Origin of the sequence: Micromonospora sp. BQ11 (assembly GCF_052068135.1) — a bacterium.
Classification (GTDB): Bacteria; Actinomycetota; Actinomycetes; order Mycobacteriales; family Micromonosporaceae; genus Micromonospora.
Window position 1 is genome coordinate 73,350 of the sequence record NZ_JBQHDB010000017.1, and the last position, 16,840, is coordinate 90,189.

Below are 16,840 nucleotides of genomic sequence, written 5' to 3' on the forward strand. Positions count from 1 at the left end.
GTTCGTCCTTGGTGTGCGGTGTGGTTACGAACGCTCCCCGGAACGGGGGCGGTGTCGCGCCGAGCGGCCACCCGGACGGCCTTCCGCGCAGAGACGGCGGTACAGGTCCTGCATCGCCGACACCTGCCGGGACCAGGTCTCCGTGGCCCCGATGAGGTCGGCGTTGGTCGACCGCTGGGCGGATGTCAGCGGCCCGACCGTCCGCAACGCGTCGGCCAGCCGGGGTGTCAGCGGTTCGGCCACCAGGTCCGCGACCAGTCCGTCGGCCCGCAGTTCCCGGTAGGGCGGAAGGTCGGCCAGGAGCAGCCGGCAGCCCGCGAGTGCCGCCTCCAGCACCGACGAGCTGCGCTGGTCCGACCGGGGCACCGACACGACGACGTCACTGGCGCACATCAGGGCGAACGTCTCCGCCGGGGTCAGGGTCCGCGGGACGAGGGTCACCCGCTCCGGGAGCTGCTCCGCCAGCGCCGCCGCCCGGAGCAGCCCGTCGGCCCGCGCGCGTGCCGCGCCCGGCTCGGCCGGCTCGTGCCCGGCCAGCACCACCAGGTGCAGGTCCGGTCGCTCGGCGGCGACGCGGGCGAAGGCCCGCAGGACGTCGTCGGTCCGGTACACCGGAGAGACCCCGCGCGGCGCGAGCACCACGGTGGCGTCGACGGGTACGCCGAGGCCACGCCGGACGTCCGCCCGACGCACGGTGTCCCGGAGCCGGAACAGGGAGTCGTCGACCCCCCAGGACAGTGTCGCGGTACGCGACGCCGGGATCCGGTACCGCGTCGTCACCTCCTCGGTGACCGACGCCGACGTGGGGAGCACCAGGTCGGCCCGGCGGAACGCGCTGCGGGTGACCCAGCCGCGCAACACCGACGACGTCGCCGTCCGCAGTTCGCTGCCCCACGGTGTCACCACCCGCACGACGTCGCGGGGAACGGCCAGGGAGAGCAGGCCGGCCCGCCCCACCGAGTGCACGTGCACCACGTCCGGCCGGAGCCGGCGGACCTGCCGGCGCAGCCACCAGCCGGTGGTCAGCAGCCGCCACGCCCCGCCCACCGGGCCACCGACCGTCCGCCCGCCGGCACCCGGTACCCGGATCTCCACGCCGGGCAGCGGCGCGGCCGGCGCCCAGCCGGTCACCACCACCCGGTGTCCGCGTCCGGCGAGCGCGCTGGCCCAGCGTCGGGTGTGCACCGAGTGCGCCGGCCCGAGCAGCAGCACCACGGCCGGTGCCACGGCGCCCGACCGGTCGGCGTCCGGCACCTCGGCGGTACGACCGCCACCCGGCTCAGCCATGCCGGTGCTGCCAGACCCGGGCGGCCTTGACCAGCCGCGCCCGCAGGTGACGGCGTGGGTCACGCAGGTCACGACGCCAGCGTTCGGCCGTACGCGCGAAGACGTCCCGTCCGGTCAGCACGCCGGCCGCCCGCAGCAGCGACACGTGCAGCGCGTGGTAGTTCGCCGACGCGGGCCAGGGCCAGCGCAGGTCGTAGCGGGACCACCAGCCCAGGTCGAAGTGGTCCAGGTCGGCGGCGAGCCGGTCGGCGGCGAGCCGGTGGGCGTCGCCGCCCCGCCGGTGCTGGTGCTCGACGAGGCCGAAGAGCGCGAACAGGGCGCCGTTGAGCACCCGACTCGGCGGGTCCGAGGGGCACTCCTCCAGAAAGGGCCGGCCCTGCCTGTCGTAGTCTGCGCAGCCGCCCCGCGACACCGGAAGCAGCAGCAGGTCGACCGCGCCGTCGGCGGCGTCGAGGAAGGACCGGTCGGCGGTCAGGTCGTGCGCGCGCAGCAGGGTGGAGGCCGCCATGCCCTGCGCCATCCCGGAGTACCACCCCGGCGCGACGCCGTAGCGGGGGACCGGTACCGGGTAGCGCCAGCCGCCGTTTCTGTCCTGGTGCGTGCGCAGCCACGTGGCCTGCGTCAGGAACGGGCCGAAGCGGTCCGGGTCGGGCCCGGGGGTGGTGAGCGCCCGGCTGTGCTCGCCGAGCGCGTACAGGCACATGGAGACCGGGTTCGGGTACCGCTCGCCCGAAGGGCCGCGCGCCACCACCACACCGTCGTCGTCCAGGGCGGTGCCGCCGGGCAGGTCCGTCCACACCAGCGGGTACGGCCCCCGCCCGTCCCGCCGGGCGTCGGGCGCCACCGGGTAGCGGCGTACCCGCAGGTCGCGTACCCCCCGGGCGAGCAGGGTGCGGACCGCCGTCACCAGCGCACCCCCGCGCGCTCGGCCAGGGCCTTCCGGTACACGGCCTCGACGTCGGCGACGGTCCGTTCGATGTCGAACCGTTCCAGGCAGCGGGCGCGGCCGAGGCGGCCCATCTCCCGGCGACGCGCCGGGTCGGTCAGCAGGTCGGCGACGGCGTCGGCCAGGGCGACCGCGTCACCCGGCGGCACCAGCAGGCCGGTCTCCCCGTGCTGCACGGTGTCCGGCAGGCCGCCGACGTCGCTGGCCACCGCGCCCTTCTCCATCAGGAGCGCCTCGATCATCGCGTAGCAGGCGGACTCCTCCAGGGACGGGTTGACCATCACGTCCATCGCGGCCAGCACGTTCTGGATGTCCGAGCGGTGGCCGGTGAAGTGCACCCGGTCGGCGATCCCGAGTCGAACGGCGCGGTCCTCCAGCGCCCGCCGGTAGTCGCCGGTCCCGACGAACTCGTCGCCGATGACGAACACGTGCGCTCCCGGTACCCGGGCGAGCAGCCGGGGCACGGCGTCGAGCAGCACCTCGTGCCCCTTGACGCCGATCTCCCGGAACGCCTTGAGCCGGGTCGGATACATGTGCGCCACCATCCCGACGGTGGGGGTGTCCGGGGCGAGGCCGAACTCAGCGCGGAAGGCGTCGCCCCCGGTGGCGGGGTCGAGTCTGCGGACGTCGCAGCCGTAGTGGCTGACCGCGACCCGGCGGGCCCCGTACCGGCGGTAGCGGTCGGCGAACGCGGTGCACGAGCCGATCAGCACGTCGGCGCGGGAGAGGGTGGCCAGGTCGATCCGGCGCAGGATGGGGCTGCGCAGGTGGTTGATTCCGGTGACCTGGTTGATGTGCAGGTTGCGGCCGCCGGCCAGGCTGGCGATCCGGCACGCCACGTTCGCCTTGAGCAGGTGGGCGTGCACCACGTCCGGCCGGAACTCCCGGATCAGCCGGACCAGCCGCAGCTCGGCGGCGGCGACACGGGGGAGCTGACGGGGTCGCCACCCGCACAGCGGCACGATCTCGGTGGGAACCCCGGCGGAGCGCAGGCGGGTCGCCAGGGAGCCCTCGGCGGGCACCACCGCGCGGACGTGGTGTCCGCGCCGGGTCAGCCCGACCACCTGGTCGTGGAACCACGACCCGCCGTCGGGGGTGGTGGTCACCTGGAGGACCCGCAGTGGACGGTCGTCGGGGCGGCGGGCGGGTGTCATGTGGCTCTCCGGGTCGCGACGGCGTGCAGGAGCACGAAGGGAACGAGGACCGGCAGGGCGAGCAGCGGTTCGCCGGTCAGGGAGGACACGGCGACGCCCACGCCGGCGAGCAGCGCACCCTCGGCGGCCCAGCCGATCCGGGTCCGGTAGTCCCGCCAGACGCGGCGGTAGACCAGCCAGAGCAGGGCGCCGAGCAGCAGTGCGCCGACCACGCCCGTCTCCGCCAGGACGGTGAGGAAGAAGTTGTGCGGGTGCGCCAGAAGGTGCAGCTGGGAGCTGGGCTGGTACCAGGCGGCGGTGAAGTGCTGGACGAAGTACTCCGGCAGACGGCCGTTGTAGCCGAGGTAGCCGACACCGAAGACGGGGAAGTCCTTGCTCATCTCGACGGCCGCCGACCAGAGGTCGACCCGGAGTGCGGAGGAGACGTCGAGGCCGCCGTCGGCGGTGGTCGCGGTGACCCGGTCCATGATCGTGCTCGGAACCAGGGCGGTGGTGACACCGAGCGTGGCCGCCACCGCGACGGTGGCACCGACCCAGAGACCAGCCCGGACCAGCCGGCGCAGGGCGAAGCAGACGAGCACCGCTCCGGCCCCCAGGTACGACGAGCGGCTGTACGAGTAGCCCAGCGCGACCGCGATCATCGGCAGGGCGGCCAGTGCGGCGATCCGGAGTACCAGCGGGCTCGGGCGGGTGAGCCGGCTCAGCAGGATGGCCAACGCGACGACGAGCATCGGCCCCCACACGTTGCGGTTGACGCCCGTGTTGGTGATCTCGACGATCTCCTGCGGCCCGCCCCGCCGGATGGTCTCGGCGGCGTGCAGCAGGCCGACGCCGGTGGCGGCGAAGGCGAAGGCGAGCAGCGCGCGGTGGTCGGCCGGCCCACCGCGGGAGATCAGGGGGAGGCAGACCAGCGGCACCGCCACCACCGCGACCGGGCCGACCGCGGCGAGCGGTGCCAGCTGCGGGTTGCTCAGCACGGCGCCGACCAGCAGCAGGACGACCAGGGCGGCGACCAGGCCCGTGCAGCGGGGGTCCCGCCAGGAGACCTTCCGGCGCAGCAGCGTCCCGGCCAGGCAGCAGAGGATGAGCAGGAGCAGCGACGGCGTGCCGACGGCGAACGGTTCGGGCAGCTGACCGGCCGCGGCGCCGAGGGCGAGACCGACGAGGCCGAGCACGGGTACCAGCAGCACCGCCAGGAACACCGCGATCCCGGCCACCACCAGCGGCAGCGGGATCGGCAGTCCCTCCAGTTTCGTGGCGGCGACGCCGCAGGCGGCGGCCACGACCGGGACGAGCGCGGTGACCAGCAACGGTCGGACGTTCCAGTCCCGCCTGCGGGGCGCCCTGGCCGGCCGGCGTCGCCCGGCGCGGGCCGGGTCGGCGCGCAGGAAGGCCGGTGTGATCACCGCGGCGTACACCAGGTAACCGGCACTGCCGGCCAGTCCGGCGCCGACCGCCCCGAACCGGGGCACCAGCACGGCCATGCCGCCGAGACCGACCAGCGCCGCGGTGACCGCGGCCACCGTCGTCGCCGCCGGCCGGTCGACGGCGGTCAGGTAGCTCTGCGCGACCCGCGCCAGGGCGAAGACGGCCACGCCGGGCAGCAACGCCCAGAGCACCGGTACGGCGGGCGCGAAGTGGTGTCCGTAGAGCAGCGGTACGACGGTGGGTCCGGCCGCGGCGAGGAGACCGGCGCCGACCGCGGTGAGCAGCAGGGTGCGTACGCCGAGCCGGGCCACCGACCGCCAGGAGGCGGCGCCGTTGGCGACGGTCGGCACCAGGACGAGGCTCACCGCGATCGGAATGATCAGGAGGACCTCGGCCAGTGCGAGGGCCACCGAGTAGACACCGACCGCGCTCGCGCCGACCAGCAGCTGGATCACCGGGACCTGGGTCCGGATCATGCCGAACTGGGCGAGGTTCGGCAGGTAGGCCCGGCGGGCCGAGGAGCGGTACTCGGTGTCCGCGACGGGTTCCCCGTCGACCGGCACGGCCGACCGGGACCGGACCAGCAGGGCACCGAGCCCGACGACCTGGCCGGCGGCGTACACCGCCATCACGGTGGCGGGCGTGGTCCGGCCGGCGGCGACCACGGCCGCCAGGCCGACCAGGTAGGTGGTGAGCGAGGCCACCACGACCAGGTTGTACGCGGGGGCCCGGCCGCGGCCGATCTCGGTGGCCCCGAGCAGCGCGCTGAGCAGCACCACCGGGCAGAGGGCCGCGGTGATGCCGAAGGTGAGCGGGTCCAGACCGAGGCGGACGGGCTCCGCGACGGTGAGGCCGGCGACCGCCCACACCGCGGCCACGCAGGAGCCGAGGGTGACGGCGTAGCGGAGACTGGCCCGTACGGTGTGCCGGTGCGCGGCGGTCGAGCGCCCGGCCAGGCGAAGGTTCGCGGTGTCCAGGCCGACGGCGCAGAGGGTGCTGAAGACGGCGGAGCAGGCGATCGCGACGGCGAGCAGACCGCGGTCGTGCGGACCGAGCGCGCGCGCCGAGAGCACCCCGGCGACGAGGCTGATCAGCAGCGAGCCGACGCGGGCCGCGGCGGTGCTGGCGGCGGCGCCGACCAGCCCGGAGAGGCCGGGACCGGGCGCGCTGCGGCGCCCGCGGCGGGCGGGCGCCGCCGCGTACGGCCCCGAGGCGGCTGCGGCGGGGACCCGGGTGAGTGTCGTCCCGCTGCTCATCGCGCCGGCACTCCCTTGACCACGACGCCGTCCGCGACGTCCCGGACCACGCACGCGCCGGCGCCGACCACGCTGCCCGCGCCGACCCGCAGTCCCTGCAGGACGGCGGCGTTCGTACCGATCAGCACGCCCTCGGCGAGGTGGCAGTCGCCGGACACGGCGGCCAGGGGGTTGACCGAGACGTAGTCGTCGAGCCGGCTGTCGTGGCCGACGGTCGCGTTCTGGTTGAGGTGGACGTGCCGGCCGAGGGTCACGTTCGTGGTGACCCGGGCGCCGGCGAAGACCACCAGGCCGGCACCGTGCGTGAGGTCCGGGCCGACCGTGGCGTCGGGGTGCACGACGCTCGCGGCGGGCAGCCCCGGGCCGGCGAGCCGGCCGCCGACCGCGCGACGGACCCGCGGGTCGCCGATGCCGATCACCAGGTGGGTGTCCGGCGGCAGGTCGCGCAGTCGGTCCAGGCCGCCGAGGTACGGCACGTCGAGTCGCTGTACGCGCTTGAGGTTGACCTCGGAGGGGCGGTCGTCGACGAAGCCGAGCGGACACCAGGCCGGTGTGCGGGCGGCGTCGTTGACGGCCCGGACGATGCCGAGCACCTCGCGGCCGTGACCGCCGCAGCCGACGATCACCAGGTTCGTGGTCATGCCGCGGTCGCTCCCGTGTGGGCGGTGACGAACTCCTCGACGGCGGCGAGCACACGGTCGACCTGCATGTCGTCGAGGGCGGACCCGCTGGGCAGGGTGAGCCCGTTGGCGAAGAGCCGCTCGGCGGCGCCGGTGAGGAAGCCGCGGGCACCGGCGAAGACCGGCTGCCGGTGCATCGGCTTCCACACCGGGCGGGTCTCGATGCCGTGTCCGGCCAGGTGCGTGCCGAGGTCGGCGGCCCGCCAGCCGGCCTGCCCGGGGTCGACGACGATGCTGGTCAGCCAACAGTTGCCGGTGCCGTCCTCGTCGCCGAGCAGGCGTACGCCGGGCACCGGGGCGAAGAGCTTGGCGTACCGGTCGCGCAGGACGCGCCGCCGGGCGATCATCGCGTCCAACCGGACGAGCTGGGCCCGGCCGAGCGCGGCGAGCAGGTTGCTGAGCCGGTAGTTGTAGCCGATGTGCCGGTGTTCGTAGTGCGGCACCGGCTCGCGGGCCTGGGTGGCGAGGTGCCGGGCGTGGGCGAGCAGGGCGGTGTCGTCGGAGACCAGCATCCCACCGCCGGAGGTCGTGATGATCTTGTTCCCGTTGAAGGACAACGCGCCCACCCGGCCGAAGGATCCGGCCGGTCGTCCCCGGTGGGTGGCCCCGAGCGCCTCGGCGGCGTCCTCCACGACCGGTACGCCCGCCTCCGCGCAGACGGGCAGGAGCGCGGTGTAGTCGACGCAGGTGCCGAACATGTCCACGGGCACCACCGCGCCGACCCGCTCGTTCTCGGCGCGCAGCCGGTGCAGCGCCTCGGCGACGAGCGCCACGTCGACGTTGCCGTTGCGGGGGTCGCAGTCGACGAAGACCGGCCGGGCCCCGGTGTAGACGACCGCGTTGGCCGTGGCGACGAAGGTGAGGGTGGGGACCAGCACGATCTGGCCCGGCCCGACCCCGACCCCGAGCAGGGCCAGGTGCAGCGCGGCGGTGCCGGAGCTGACCGCGACCGCGCCCCGCGTGCCGACCCGTTCCGCCACCTCGCGCTCGAAGGCTTCCAGGTCCGGCCCGACCGGCGCGACCCAGCCGGAGCGGAGGGCGGCCAGCAGGTACGACTCCTCGAGCGGCCCGACGTCGGGCGGTGACAGGTGGACGGTCCGGTTCATCGGTCCCCTTCCGGGAGGCGGTGGTCGCCCCGCAGGCGCCGCGGCCGGTTGCACCGCGAACGAACAAAAATGGCGAAAGATACTCTTGATATAGATATCAAACTAAATGACCCCAGCGGTTCTACCACTCAACGAGTGGCCCCCGGGGAAGTTCGCGCAGAGTGAGAGGTCTACGGCTCCGATCCGCGTCACACCGGTGTCCGGTCCCGGGGGGACCAGTCGGCGCTGCCCAGGAACTCGGGCGCGGTCGCCACCCCGGTGGCGCTGATGCCGTCCCGGCGCACCACCGTGCGCGCGGTCTCCGCCAGGATCCGGACGTCCAGCCGGAGGCTCCGGTTGTCGACGTACCAGACGTCGTGCTCGAACTTCTCCTCCCAGCTCAGCGCGTTGCGTCCCCGCACCTGGGCCAGCCCGGTGACGCCGGGCCGCACCTCGTGCCGGCGTGCCTGGGTGGGGGAGTAGCGGTCGAGGTAGTGGCTGAGCAGCGGCCGGGGGCCCACCAGGCTCATGTCGCCCCGCAGCACGTTCCAGAGCGTCGGCAGTTCGTCGAGGCTGGTGGCGCGCAACCACCGGCCCAGCGGCGTCAGCCGGTCACCGTCGGTGGCACGTCCGCGGCGCGGATCGGGCGCGTGCATGGTGCGGAACTTGACCAGCTCGAACGGGCGGCCGTACTGCCCGGCCCGGCACTGGCGGAACAGCACGGGCCGGCCGAGCCCGACGGCGACCAGGACCGCCACGACCGCGAGGATCGGTAGGGCGGCCAGCAGCAGGGCCGCCGCACCGACCACGTCGACAGCACGCTTGACCCGGTCCTGCCGGGTGTGCCGATCGCGATGGGGTGCGACCACGTGACCGGGCAGCGACACAGCTCGACCTCCAGGAGAGGGAACGGGAAGCAACAGAAGTGTTGTATCTGGGACGAACCGCTCACGTCCGGTGAATCGCGACAACTGGGCAGTCCAGGTCTCTCAACCGACTCGACCGCCTCGGGGACACGCGTCGTCGGCGCGTCGTGGCCGTACGCCGTGCCCGAAGGCCCTGCTCGGGGCGGCAGTAGAGTGCTCGACGGCCCTACCGGCGCTCACGACGGGGACGACGTTGCTGCACCTGCGGATCATCGCGCCGACCGACCGCTCAGACGCGGTGGCCGACCTGCTCGCCGACGACCCGGGGGTGGCCCACCTGGTGGTCGTGCCCGGCGCGGCGCGCCAGCCCGAGGGCGACCTGATCCTCTGCGACGTGGTCCGGGAGAGCGCCGACCGTCTGCTGGGGCAGCTTCAGGACCTCGGGATCGAGGCGCGCGGCGGCATCTCCGCGGACGACGTCGAGCTGACCCTCTCGGCGGCCGCGCGGAAGGCCGCCCGCGACGCGCCGGGGCACGGCGACGACGCGGTGGTCTGGGACGAGATCGCCGCCAAGACCGGTGAGCAGACCGTGCTGTCCGGCACCTTCCTGGTGCTGATCACCGTCGCCACGATGATCGCCGGCATCGGCGTCCTGCTGGACCAGCCGATCCTCATCGTCGGCGCGATGGTCGTCGGCCCCGAGTTCGGCCCGCTCGCGGCGCTCTGCGTGGCGCTGCTGCGGCGCAAGCCCCGGACGGTCGCCCGCTCGGTGCAGGCGCTGCTGGTGGGCTTCCTCGTCGCCATGGTGGCGACCGTGCTGAGCACCTGGGCGCTCACCGCCGCCGACCTGGTCAGCCGCGAGATGTTGGAGGCGGAGCGCCCGCTGACCAGCTTCATCTGGCAACCCGACGCCCTGTCCTGGGTGGTCGGCCTGCTCGCCGGCGTGGCCGGCATGCTGTCGCTTACCGCGAAGAAGTCCGGGTCCCTGGTGGGCGTGCTGATCTCGGTGACCACCGTGCCGGCCGCCGCGAACGTCGCGGTCGCCGTCGCGTATGGGAAGTGGGACGAGGCGGGTGGCTCGGCCCTGCAACTCGTGATCAATATCTGCGCGATCGTGCTGGCCGGGCTGCTCACCCTCGCGGTGCAGGGCGGCTGGTGGGCGTACGTGGCCCGACGGGACTCGTCCGCGCGCTGACCGCGGTCAGGAACCGTCGCCGTCGAGCCGCCGGGCGAGCAGGACCTCCAACGGGATCGACTCGCCGTCGCGTCCGCCCGCGCCGACGACCAGCGGTGGCGGGCTGGGCTGCGGGTCGGCCCCGAACAGCCGGGCCCGTAGGCCACCGGGCACGGTCAGCAGGTGGAACCGGCCGTCGGTGTCGACGGCACGGCTCCGGGCCCGGTCCACGTACCAACCGCGCAGCGCGGTCCGGTACCGGCCCCGCCCGTCGTAGGAGCGGGCGGTCAGCCGCGTGGTCGGCAGCCCACGCCGGACCGCCTCGGCGACGAACCGGGCCACCAGCTCCGCCGCTTCGGCCTGCTCCGCCGCCCGGCGTCGCTCGTCGGCCGCCGCGTGCGCCGACACCGCTCGTCGCTGCCGCTCCCGCCAGTCCAGGTCGTCCTCGGAAACCACGACCCCGACGGTACGCGAGGGCCCGCGCGACCGCGGGCGGCGTGGCACCCCGAGACCGGATCTGCCCGGCGGCTCATGCGGTCAGCGACGCTGTCGAGCTGAGTCGTCCACGACATCACCCTGCCGCGATCCATCGACGACATCAGCTCGACAGCGCCCGGCCCCCGTATCCGGTGGCGGCTCGTTCCTCAGGCCAGGCCGGCCCGGCGCAGCGCCTCGGCCATGGCGTCGTTGGCCGGCGCCGGGCCAGCACCACCTCGCCCCTGCTGCCCTCGCCCCTGCTGTCCCTGCCGCTGCTGCCGCTGCTGCTGTCCCTGCTGTCCCTGTCCCTGCTGTCCCTGCTGCCGCTGCTGCCGCTGCGGCCCGCCGCGCCCGGCTTCCGCGTCGTCCTCCAGGCGGAGCGTCAGCGAGATGCGCTTGCGGGGTACGTCGACGTCGAGCACCTTCACCCGCACCACGTCGCCCGACTTCACCACCTCGCGGGGGTCCTTGACGAACGTCCGGGACATGGCGGAGACGTGCACCAGGCCGTCCTGGTGCACCCCGACGTCGACGAACGCGCCGAACGCCGCGACGTTGGTGACCACGCCCTCCAGGATCATGCCGGGGGTGAGGTCGCCGATCTTCTCGACGCCCTCGACGAAGGTCGCCGTGCGGAACTCCGGGCGCGGGTCCCGGCCCGGCTTCTCCAGCTCGGCGAGGATGTCGGTGACGGTGGGCAGGCCGAACCGGTCGTCGACGAAGTCGGTGGCGCGCAGGCCCCGCAGGATCGTCGACTTCCCGATCAACCCGCGCAGGTCCTGGCCGGTGCTGGCGAGGATGCGCCGCACCACCGGGTACGCCTCGGGGTGCACGCTGGAGGAGTCGAGCGGGTCGTCGCCGCCGGGGATGCGCAGGAAGCCGGCGCACTGCTCGAACGCCTTCGGGCCGAGCCGCGCCACCTTCTTCAACTCCCCACGGGTACGGAAGGGCCCGTTGGCGTCCCGGTGCAGCACGATGTTCTCGGCCAGGCCGGCGCCGATGCCGGAGACCCGGGTGAGCAGCGGGGCGGAGGCGGTGTTCACGTCCACGCCCACCGCGTTCACGCAGTCCTCGACGACCGCGTCCAGCGAGCGCGACAGCTTCACCTCGGACAGGTCGTGCTGGTACTGCCCGACGCCGATCGAGCGTGGGTCGATCTTCACCAGCTCCGCGAGCGGGTCCTGCAGGCGGCGGGCGATGGACACCGCGCCGCGCAGCGAGACGTCCAGCCCGGGCAGCTCCTGGGAGGCGTACGCGGACGCGGAGTAGACCGACGCGCCCGCCTCGGACACCACCACCTTGGTCAGCGTCAGCTCCGGGTGCCGCTTGATCAGCTCACCGGCCAGCTTGTCGGTCTCCCGGCTGGCGGTGCCGTTGCCGATCGCCACCAGCTCGACGCCGTGCGCGGCGGCCAGCTTCGCCAGGGTGTCGATGGAGGCGTCCCACTGCCGGCGCGGCTCGTGCGGATAGATGGTGTCGGTGGCGACCACCTTGCCGGTGCCGTCCACCACCGCGACCTTCACGCCGGTACGCAGGCCCGGGTCCAGCCCCATCGTCGGCCGGGCGCCGGCCGGCGCGGCGAGCAGGAGGTCCCGCAGGTTGGTGGCGAAGACCCGGACGGCCTCCTCCTCGGCGGCCTGCCACAGCCGCATCCGCAGGTCCGCGCCGAGGTGGATGAGGATCCGCGTACGCCAGGCCCAGCGCACCGTGTCGGCGAGCCACCGGTCGCCGGGGCGGCCGGCGTCGCGGACGCCGAAGCGGCCGGCGATGGCCGCCTCGTAGCGGGTCGGGCCGGTCACCGCCGCGTCGGAGTCACCGTCGGACTCCGGGTCCATGGTCAGGTCGAGCACGCCCTCCTTCTCGCCCCGGAACATGGCGAGGATCCGGTGCGAGGGCAGCTTCGGGTACGGCTCGGCGAAGTCGAAGTAGTCGGCGAACTTGGCGCCGGCCGTCTCCTGCCCCTCGCGTACGCGGGACACCAGCCGGCCCCGCGACCACATCTGCTCGCGCAGCGTGCCGATGAGGTCGGCGTCCTCGGCGAAGCGTTCGATGAGGATGGCGCGGGCGCCCTCCAGTGCGGCGGCGGCGTCCGCGACGCCCTTGTCCGCGTCGACGAAGCCGGCGGCGACGGTCCTCGGGTCCTGCGACGGGTCGGCCAGCAGCGACTCGGCCAGCGGCTCCAGGCCCGCCTCCCGGGCGATCTGCGCCCGGGTCCGCCGCTTCGGCTTGTACGGCAGGTAGATGTCCTCCAGGCGGGACTTCGAGTCGGCCGCCATGATCTGCGCTTCCAGGGCCTCGTCGAGCTTGCCCTGACCGCGGATCGACTCCAGCACCGCCGTACGCCGTTCGTCCAGCTCGCGGAGGTAGCGCAGCCGCTCCTCCAGGGTCCGCAGCTGGCTGTCGTCGAGGAGGCCGGTGGCCTCCTTGCGGTAGCGGGCGATGAACGGCACCGTGGCGCCGCCGTCGAGCAGCTCCACGGCCGCGCGTACCTGGCGCTCGGCGACGCCGAGCTCCTCGGCGATCCGCTGATGAACAGAGAGGGTCACGATCTCGATCCGCCTTCGGGAGTGGTTTCCGCCCTGCATTCTGCCGCGCTAGCGTGGCGATCATGGAACCACCTGCGGAGCCCCGGGCGCGGCGGCTGTTCGGCGGCAGTGCCCGAACCCTCGGTGACCTGGCCGCGAGCCCCTTCCGGGCCGACCGGGACCGGATCGTCGCCTCGCCGTTCTTCGCCCGCCTGAACGGCGTCACCCAGGTCGTCAGCCCCGGCGGCTCGGGCCTGCTGGTGCACAACCGACTCACCCACAGCCTGAAGGTCGCCCAGGTGGCCCGGGCGATCGCCGAGCGGCTCACCGCCGACGCGGCGCACCGCGACCTGCTGGAGAAGCTGGGCGGCTGCGACCCGGACGTGGTGGAGGCCGCCGCACTCGCCCACGACCTCGGCCACCCGCCCTTCGGGCACCTCGGGGAGCGGGTGCTGGACCGGCTGGCCCGCCACCGGCTCGGGCTCACCGACGGCTTCGAGGGCAACGCCCAGTCGTACCGGATCGTCACCTCCACCGAGATCCGCGGCGCCGCGACCACCGGCCTGGACCTCACCGCGGCGGTCCGGGCCGCCCTGCTGAAGTACCCGTGGACCCGGCTGGACCATCCGGACCCGCACCCTCGCCTGCTGGACCCGGCGCCGCGCGGGGCCACCCCACCGCCCGACGACCCGGACAGCGGGTCGCTGAAGTTCGGGGCGTACCGCACCGAGGTCGACGACCTGCGCCAGGCCCGCGAGCCGTTCGTCGGGCGGATCGCCGACTGGCAGCAGACCGTCGAGGCGTCGGTGATGGACACCGCCGACGACGTCGCGTACGCCATCCACGACGTGGAGGACTTCTACCGGGTCGGTGTGCTCCAGCAGGGGGCGGTGGCCGCCGAACTCACCGCCTGGCAACGGGAGAGCGGCCACTTCCGGGCGATCACCGGGCCCGCACTGACCGGGGCGGCCCGCCGGCCCGGCGCGGCGATCGAGCGGCTGCGCCGGCAGCTGCACCGCAAGGACGGGTGGATCGCCGACGACGACGCGTTCGCCGCCGCCGTCGAGCACGTCCGCGAGGAACTGGTGGAGGGTCTGCTCGCGATGCCGTTCGACGGCTCGATCGAGGCCGAGCAGTACGTGGCCCGTTTCTCCGCCCGCTGGACCACGCGGTTCGTCGACGCGATCACCGTCGTGGAGGACCCCTCGGTGCGGTCCGGGCACGTGCTGCTCGCCCCGGCCCAGTGGCACGAGGTCCAGGTGCTCAAGTTCGTGCACCACCGGTTCGTGCTGGCCCGCCCGGACCTGGCGCTGCACCAGCGCGGTCAGGCGCGACTGCTGGGCACCCTGGTGGAGGCGCTGTGGGAGTGGCTGCTGGACCCGGCCGAGGAGTCCCGGCTGCCCCGCCGCCTGCACGACCTCGTCGAGCTGGCCGAGGCGGAGCTGCACCCGCGTACGGCGGACCGGATCGACAAGGCCCGGGGCCGGGCGATCGTCGACTTCGTCGCGCAGCTCACCGACGGTCAGGCGGTGGCGATGCTGGACGCGCTGTCCGGCCGCTCCGGCGCCCTGTGGACCGACGCCTTCGTCCTGTAGGCGGGTAAGGAAGGGCCCCCGCTTAACGCCTCCGGTAGAGGAAGGGCCCCCTCTTAACAACCGCCGGGCGCGTCAGGCGACGGCCTGCCACCAGCCGTCCACGGCCGGCGGGTCGTCCACCACCACCCGCTCGCCGGGACGGGGCACCGCGAGCCGGACGTCCCGGGCCTTGGCCTCGGCCCAGATCCGGTCCACCGGCTCGGACCAGGCGTGCAGAGCGAGGTTGAACGTCGCCCAGTGCACCGGGATCATCAGTCCGCCGCGCAGGTCGACATGGGCTGCGACGGCCTCCTCGGGGAACATGTGGATGCTCGGCCACGCCCGGTCGTACGCGCCGATCTGCATGAGCGTCACGTCGAACGGGCCGTGCTCGGCACCGATCTCGGCGTACCCCGGGAAGTAGCCGGAGTCGCCGGTGTAGAAAACCTTCCGGTGCGTGCCGGCGATCACCCAGGAGCTCCAGAGGGTGCCGTCGCGGCGCAGGCCCCGGCCGGAGAAGTGCTGGGCGGGGGTGGCGGTCAGCTCGATGCCGCCGAGGTCGTGGCTCTCCGACCAGTCCAGCTCCACGATCCGGTCGGCCGGCACGCCCCACCGGTCGAGGTGCGCGCCCACACCGAGCGGCACCACGAACGGCGCCGACTGCCGGGTAGTCAGCTCCCGTACGGTGGCCAGGTCGAGGTGGTCGTAGTGGTCGTGGGAGATCAGGATCGCGTCGAGCCGGGGCAGGTCGTCCAGGCGTACCGGAGGCTCGTGCAGCCGCTTCGGCCCGACCGCCGCGGAGGGGGAGCACCGCTCGCTCCACACCGGGTCGAGCAGCACCCGGTGGCCCTCGATCTCGACCAGCACGGACGCGTGCCCGTACCAGACGATGCCGAGCTCGGTCTGCGCGTCGTCGCCGTCGAGCCGTCGCTCGGTCGGACGCAGCAGCGGCACGGCGCTGCCCGGCCGGCGCTTCTGCTTGCCGAAGATCAGCTCCCGGATCAGGCTCCGGTCCGGCGTACCGGCCATCGGGCGGCTGCTCGCCGGATTGCGAAAGGTGCCGTCGCGGAACTGCGGCGAGCGGGCCGCCCGTTCGGCACGGGCCCCGATCAGCCGGCCGCCGAGCGCCAACGGCACGTCGCGGGCCACCCAGGCGAGGCCGGCGAGCGCGGCCAGGCCGGCCGCCCCGCCCATCCGCCGCCCGAGCGACCGCTCCAGGTCTCCGCTCTCCGGTGCCGTCATCGCCGTCCCTCCGCCCGAGTCACGACGTACACGGTAGCTCCCGGTGTTAAGAAGGGCCCCTTCCTCTACCGGAGGCGTTAAGAAGGGGCCCTTCCTTTGCGCCGATCAGCCGCCGTTGCTGGGGCGGTGCGGGGCTGCCCGGTGGGTGGTGCCCACGCCGGGAAGGCGGTCGACCGCCGCGAGGAGGCGGCGGCCGAGCCGGGACCGGGCCGCCACCGCCGGGTGCGTGGCGCCGAAGTCGTCCGCGCCGGCCTGGCCGTCGGCGAAGAGGGCGTACGTGAGCACGGGCGCCCCGGCCGCGTCGAAGACCACGCCGGCCTCGTGCCGGGCGTCGCCGAACCAGCCGGCCTTGGTGGCGATCCGGGCCCGCTGCGCCGACGACATCTCCTGCCGGATCCCGTCGGTGTACGCGATGGGGGAGCGCAGCAGCTTCAGCACGTACGCGGTCGACGCCGGGGACAGCAGGGTCCCGCCGACCAGCGCCCGCAGCAGGTCGTGGGTCTCCCGGGGGGTGCTGGTGCCGAGGAAGAACCGGTTCGGGTTGGCGACCGGCTGCACCTGCGTGTTCTCAAAGCCCTTGTCCCGCAGGATCTGGTTGAGTTCCGCCGCCGGGCAGACGAGGCCGCAGAGTCGCACGGCGGTGTCGTCAGAGACGGTCAGCAGGGCGGCCAGCGCATGGCCGAGGGTCACCGAGCTGGGGTACGCGCCGTCCAGCCCGAAGATGCCGTCACCGCCCGGCACCACGATCGCCGCGGTGACCTCGACCCGCTGGTCGAGGGTGAGCAGGCCACGGTCCACCTTGTCGAGCACCGCCACGGCGACCGCGACCTTGTTGACGCTGTACGCCTCGATCCGCCGGTCGGCCTCGTCGGCCACCGCGACCACCGGCTCACCGGCCGGGTCGGCGACGCTGACGTACGCCTGCCAGTTGCCGCCGGCCCGTGCGGTCTCCCGCTCGTAGGCGGCGGCGACGCGCCGCGCGGCCTGCGCCGGTGTGGCCGGGGCCGGTTCGGTGCCCTCGGTCGCTGCGGACGCGGGGGTGGCGGCGGCGAGCACCGTCCCTGCCGTGGCCACCGTGCCCAGTCCCAGTGCCGTCCTGCGGTTAACCCGGATGGTCAATCGTCTCTCCCGTCGTGGTGGGCCGGA

Annotated in this window: 13 protein-coding genes; 2 read left to right on the forward strand and 11 right to left on the reverse strand. The window is 74.2% G+C overall.

Features of this window, described 5'->3' with window-relative positions; genetic code table 11:
- Positions 1–24: 24 nt before the first annotated feature.
- From ACTMSW_RS27735 to ACTMSW_RS27765, 7 genes are all read right to left on the reverse strand, one after another.
- Positions 25–1,287 (reverse strand): glycosyltransferase family 4 protein, encoded by a 1,263-nt coding sequence (locus ACTMSW_RS27735; RefSeq protein ID WP_441183656.1) that lies wholly within the window; start codon positions 1,285–1,287, stop codon positions 25–27.
- The gene (locus ACTMSW_RS27740; RefSeq protein ID WP_441183657.1) at positions 1,280–2,194 is read right to left on the reverse strand and encodes a D-glucuronyl C5-epimerase family protein; all 915 of its coding nucleotides are present in this window, start codon (positions 2,192–2,194) and stop codon (positions 1,280–1,282) included. The genes ACTMSW_RS27735 and ACTMSW_RS27740 overlap by 8 nt, the downstream gene beginning before the upstream one ends.
- Entirely contained in the window at positions 2,191–3,387 is a 1,197-nt protein-coding gene (locus tag ACTMSW_RS27745) for a glycosyltransferase family 4 protein (RefSeq protein ID WP_441183658.1), read from the reverse strand. Before ACTMSW_RS27745 ends, ACTMSW_RS27740 begins: the two co-directional genes overlap by 4 nt.
- Positions 3,384–6,071, reverse strand: coding sequence for an O-antigen ligase family protein (locus ACTMSW_RS27750; protein WP_441183659.1), 2,688 nt, complete (start codon positions 6,069–6,071; stop codon positions 3,384–3,386). Before ACTMSW_RS27750 ends, ACTMSW_RS27745 begins: the two co-directional genes overlap by 4 nt.
- Positions 6,068–6,712, reverse strand: coding sequence for an acetyltransferase (locus ACTMSW_RS27755; RefSeq protein WP_441183660.1), 645 nt, complete (start codon positions 6,710–6,712; stop codon positions 6,068–6,070). The genes ACTMSW_RS27750 and ACTMSW_RS27755 overlap by 4 nt, the downstream gene beginning before the upstream one ends.
- On the reverse strand, positions 6,709–7,857 hold the full coding sequence (locus ACTMSW_RS27760; protein ID WP_441183661.1) for a DegT/DnrJ/EryC1/StrS family aminotransferase: 1,149 nt from the start codon (positions 7,855–7,857) through the stop codon (positions 6,709–6,711). The genes ACTMSW_RS27755 and ACTMSW_RS27760 overlap by 4 nt, the downstream gene beginning before the upstream one ends.
- A gap of 188 nt (positions 7,858–8,045) precedes the next feature.
- Complete coding sequence (locus tag ACTMSW_RS27765) at positions 8,046–8,723, reverse strand: sugar transferase (protein WP_441183662.1); 678 nt, start codon at positions 8,721–8,723, stop codon at positions 8,046–8,048.
- Between the two features lie 232 nt (positions 8,724–8,955).
- Here ACTMSW_RS27765 and ACTMSW_RS27770 point away from each other — a divergent pair, with 232 nt between their 5' ends.
- Positions 8,956–9,897, forward strand: coding sequence for a DUF389 domain-containing protein (locus ACTMSW_RS27770; RefSeq protein ID WP_441183663.1), 942 nt, complete (start codon positions 8,956–8,958; stop codon positions 9,895–9,897).
- 6 nt (positions 9,898–9,903) lie between these two features.
- Here the strand turns inward: ACTMSW_RS27770 and ACTMSW_RS27775 are convergent, their stop codons facing one another.
- Entirely contained in the window at positions 9,904–10,332 is a 429-nt protein-coding gene (locus ACTMSW_RS27775; protein ID WP_441183664.1) for a hypothetical protein, read from the reverse strand.
- 188 nt (positions 10,333–10,520) lie between these two features.
- The gene (locus ACTMSW_RS27780; RefSeq protein ID WP_441183665.1) at positions 10,521–12,899 is read right to left on the reverse strand and encodes a Tex family protein; all 2,379 of its coding nucleotides are present in this window, start codon (positions 12,897–12,899) and stop codon (positions 10,521–10,523) included.
- A 62-nt stretch (positions 12,900–12,961) separates the two neighbouring features.
- Here ACTMSW_RS27780 and ACTMSW_RS27785 point away from each other — a divergent pair, with 62 nt between their 5' ends.
- On the forward strand, positions 12,962–14,473 hold the full coding sequence (locus ACTMSW_RS27785; RefSeq protein ID WP_441183667.1) for a deoxyguanosinetriphosphate triphosphohydrolase family protein: 1,512 nt from the start codon (positions 12,962–12,964) through the stop codon (positions 14,471–14,473).
- A gap of 72 nt (positions 14,474–14,545) precedes the next feature.
- Here the strand turns inward: ACTMSW_RS27785 and ACTMSW_RS27790 are convergent, their stop codons facing one another.
- Positions 14,546–15,694 carry an MBL fold metallo-hydrolase gene (locus tag ACTMSW_RS27790; RefSeq protein ID WP_441183668.1) on the reverse strand — a complete coding sequence of 383 codons (1,149 nt, stop codon included), beginning with the start codon at positions 15,692–15,694 and terminating at the stop codon, positions 14,546–14,548.
- A 105-nt stretch (positions 15,695–15,799) separates the two neighbouring features.
- Entirely contained in the window at positions 15,800–16,813 is a 1,014-nt protein-coding gene (locus ACTMSW_RS27795; RefSeq protein ID WP_441183669.1) for a serine hydrolase, read from the reverse strand.
- Positions 16,814–16,840: the final 27 nt, after the last annotated feature.

What these genes read in the sequence shown, in the direction of transcription:
- ACTMSW_RS27735 (WP_441183656.1), bottom strand. Translation starts at nt 1,287, where the DNA reads ATGGCTGAGCCGGGTGGCGGTCGTACCGCCGAGGTGCCGGACGCCGAC.
- ACTMSW_RS27745 (WP_441183658.1), bottom strand. Translation starts at nt 3,387, where the DNA reads ATGACACCCGCCCGCCGCCCCGACGACCGTCCACTGCGGGTCCTCCAG.
- ACTMSW_RS27750 (WP_441183659.1), bottom strand. Translation starts at nt 6,071, where the DNA reads ATGAGCAGCGGGACGACACTCACCCGGGTCCCCGCCGCAGCCGCCTCG.
- ACTMSW_RS27755 (WP_441183660.1), bottom strand. Translation starts at nt 6,712, where the DNA reads ATGACCACGAACCTGGTGATCGTCGGCTGCGGCGGTCACGGCCGCGAG.
- ACTMSW_RS27760 (WP_441183661.1), bottom strand. Translation starts at nt 7,857, where the DNA reads ATGAACCGGACCGTCCACCTGTCACCGCCCGACGTCGGGCCGCTCGAG.
- ACTMSW_RS27785 (WP_441183667.1), top strand. Translation starts at nt 12,962, where the DNA reads ATGGAACCACCTGCGGAGCCCCGGGCGCGGCGGCTGTTCGGCGGCAGT.
- ACTMSW_RS27790 (WP_441183668.1), bottom strand. Translation starts at nt 15,694, where the DNA reads ATGACGGCACCGGAGAGCGGAGACCTGGAGCGGTCGCTCGGGCGGCGG.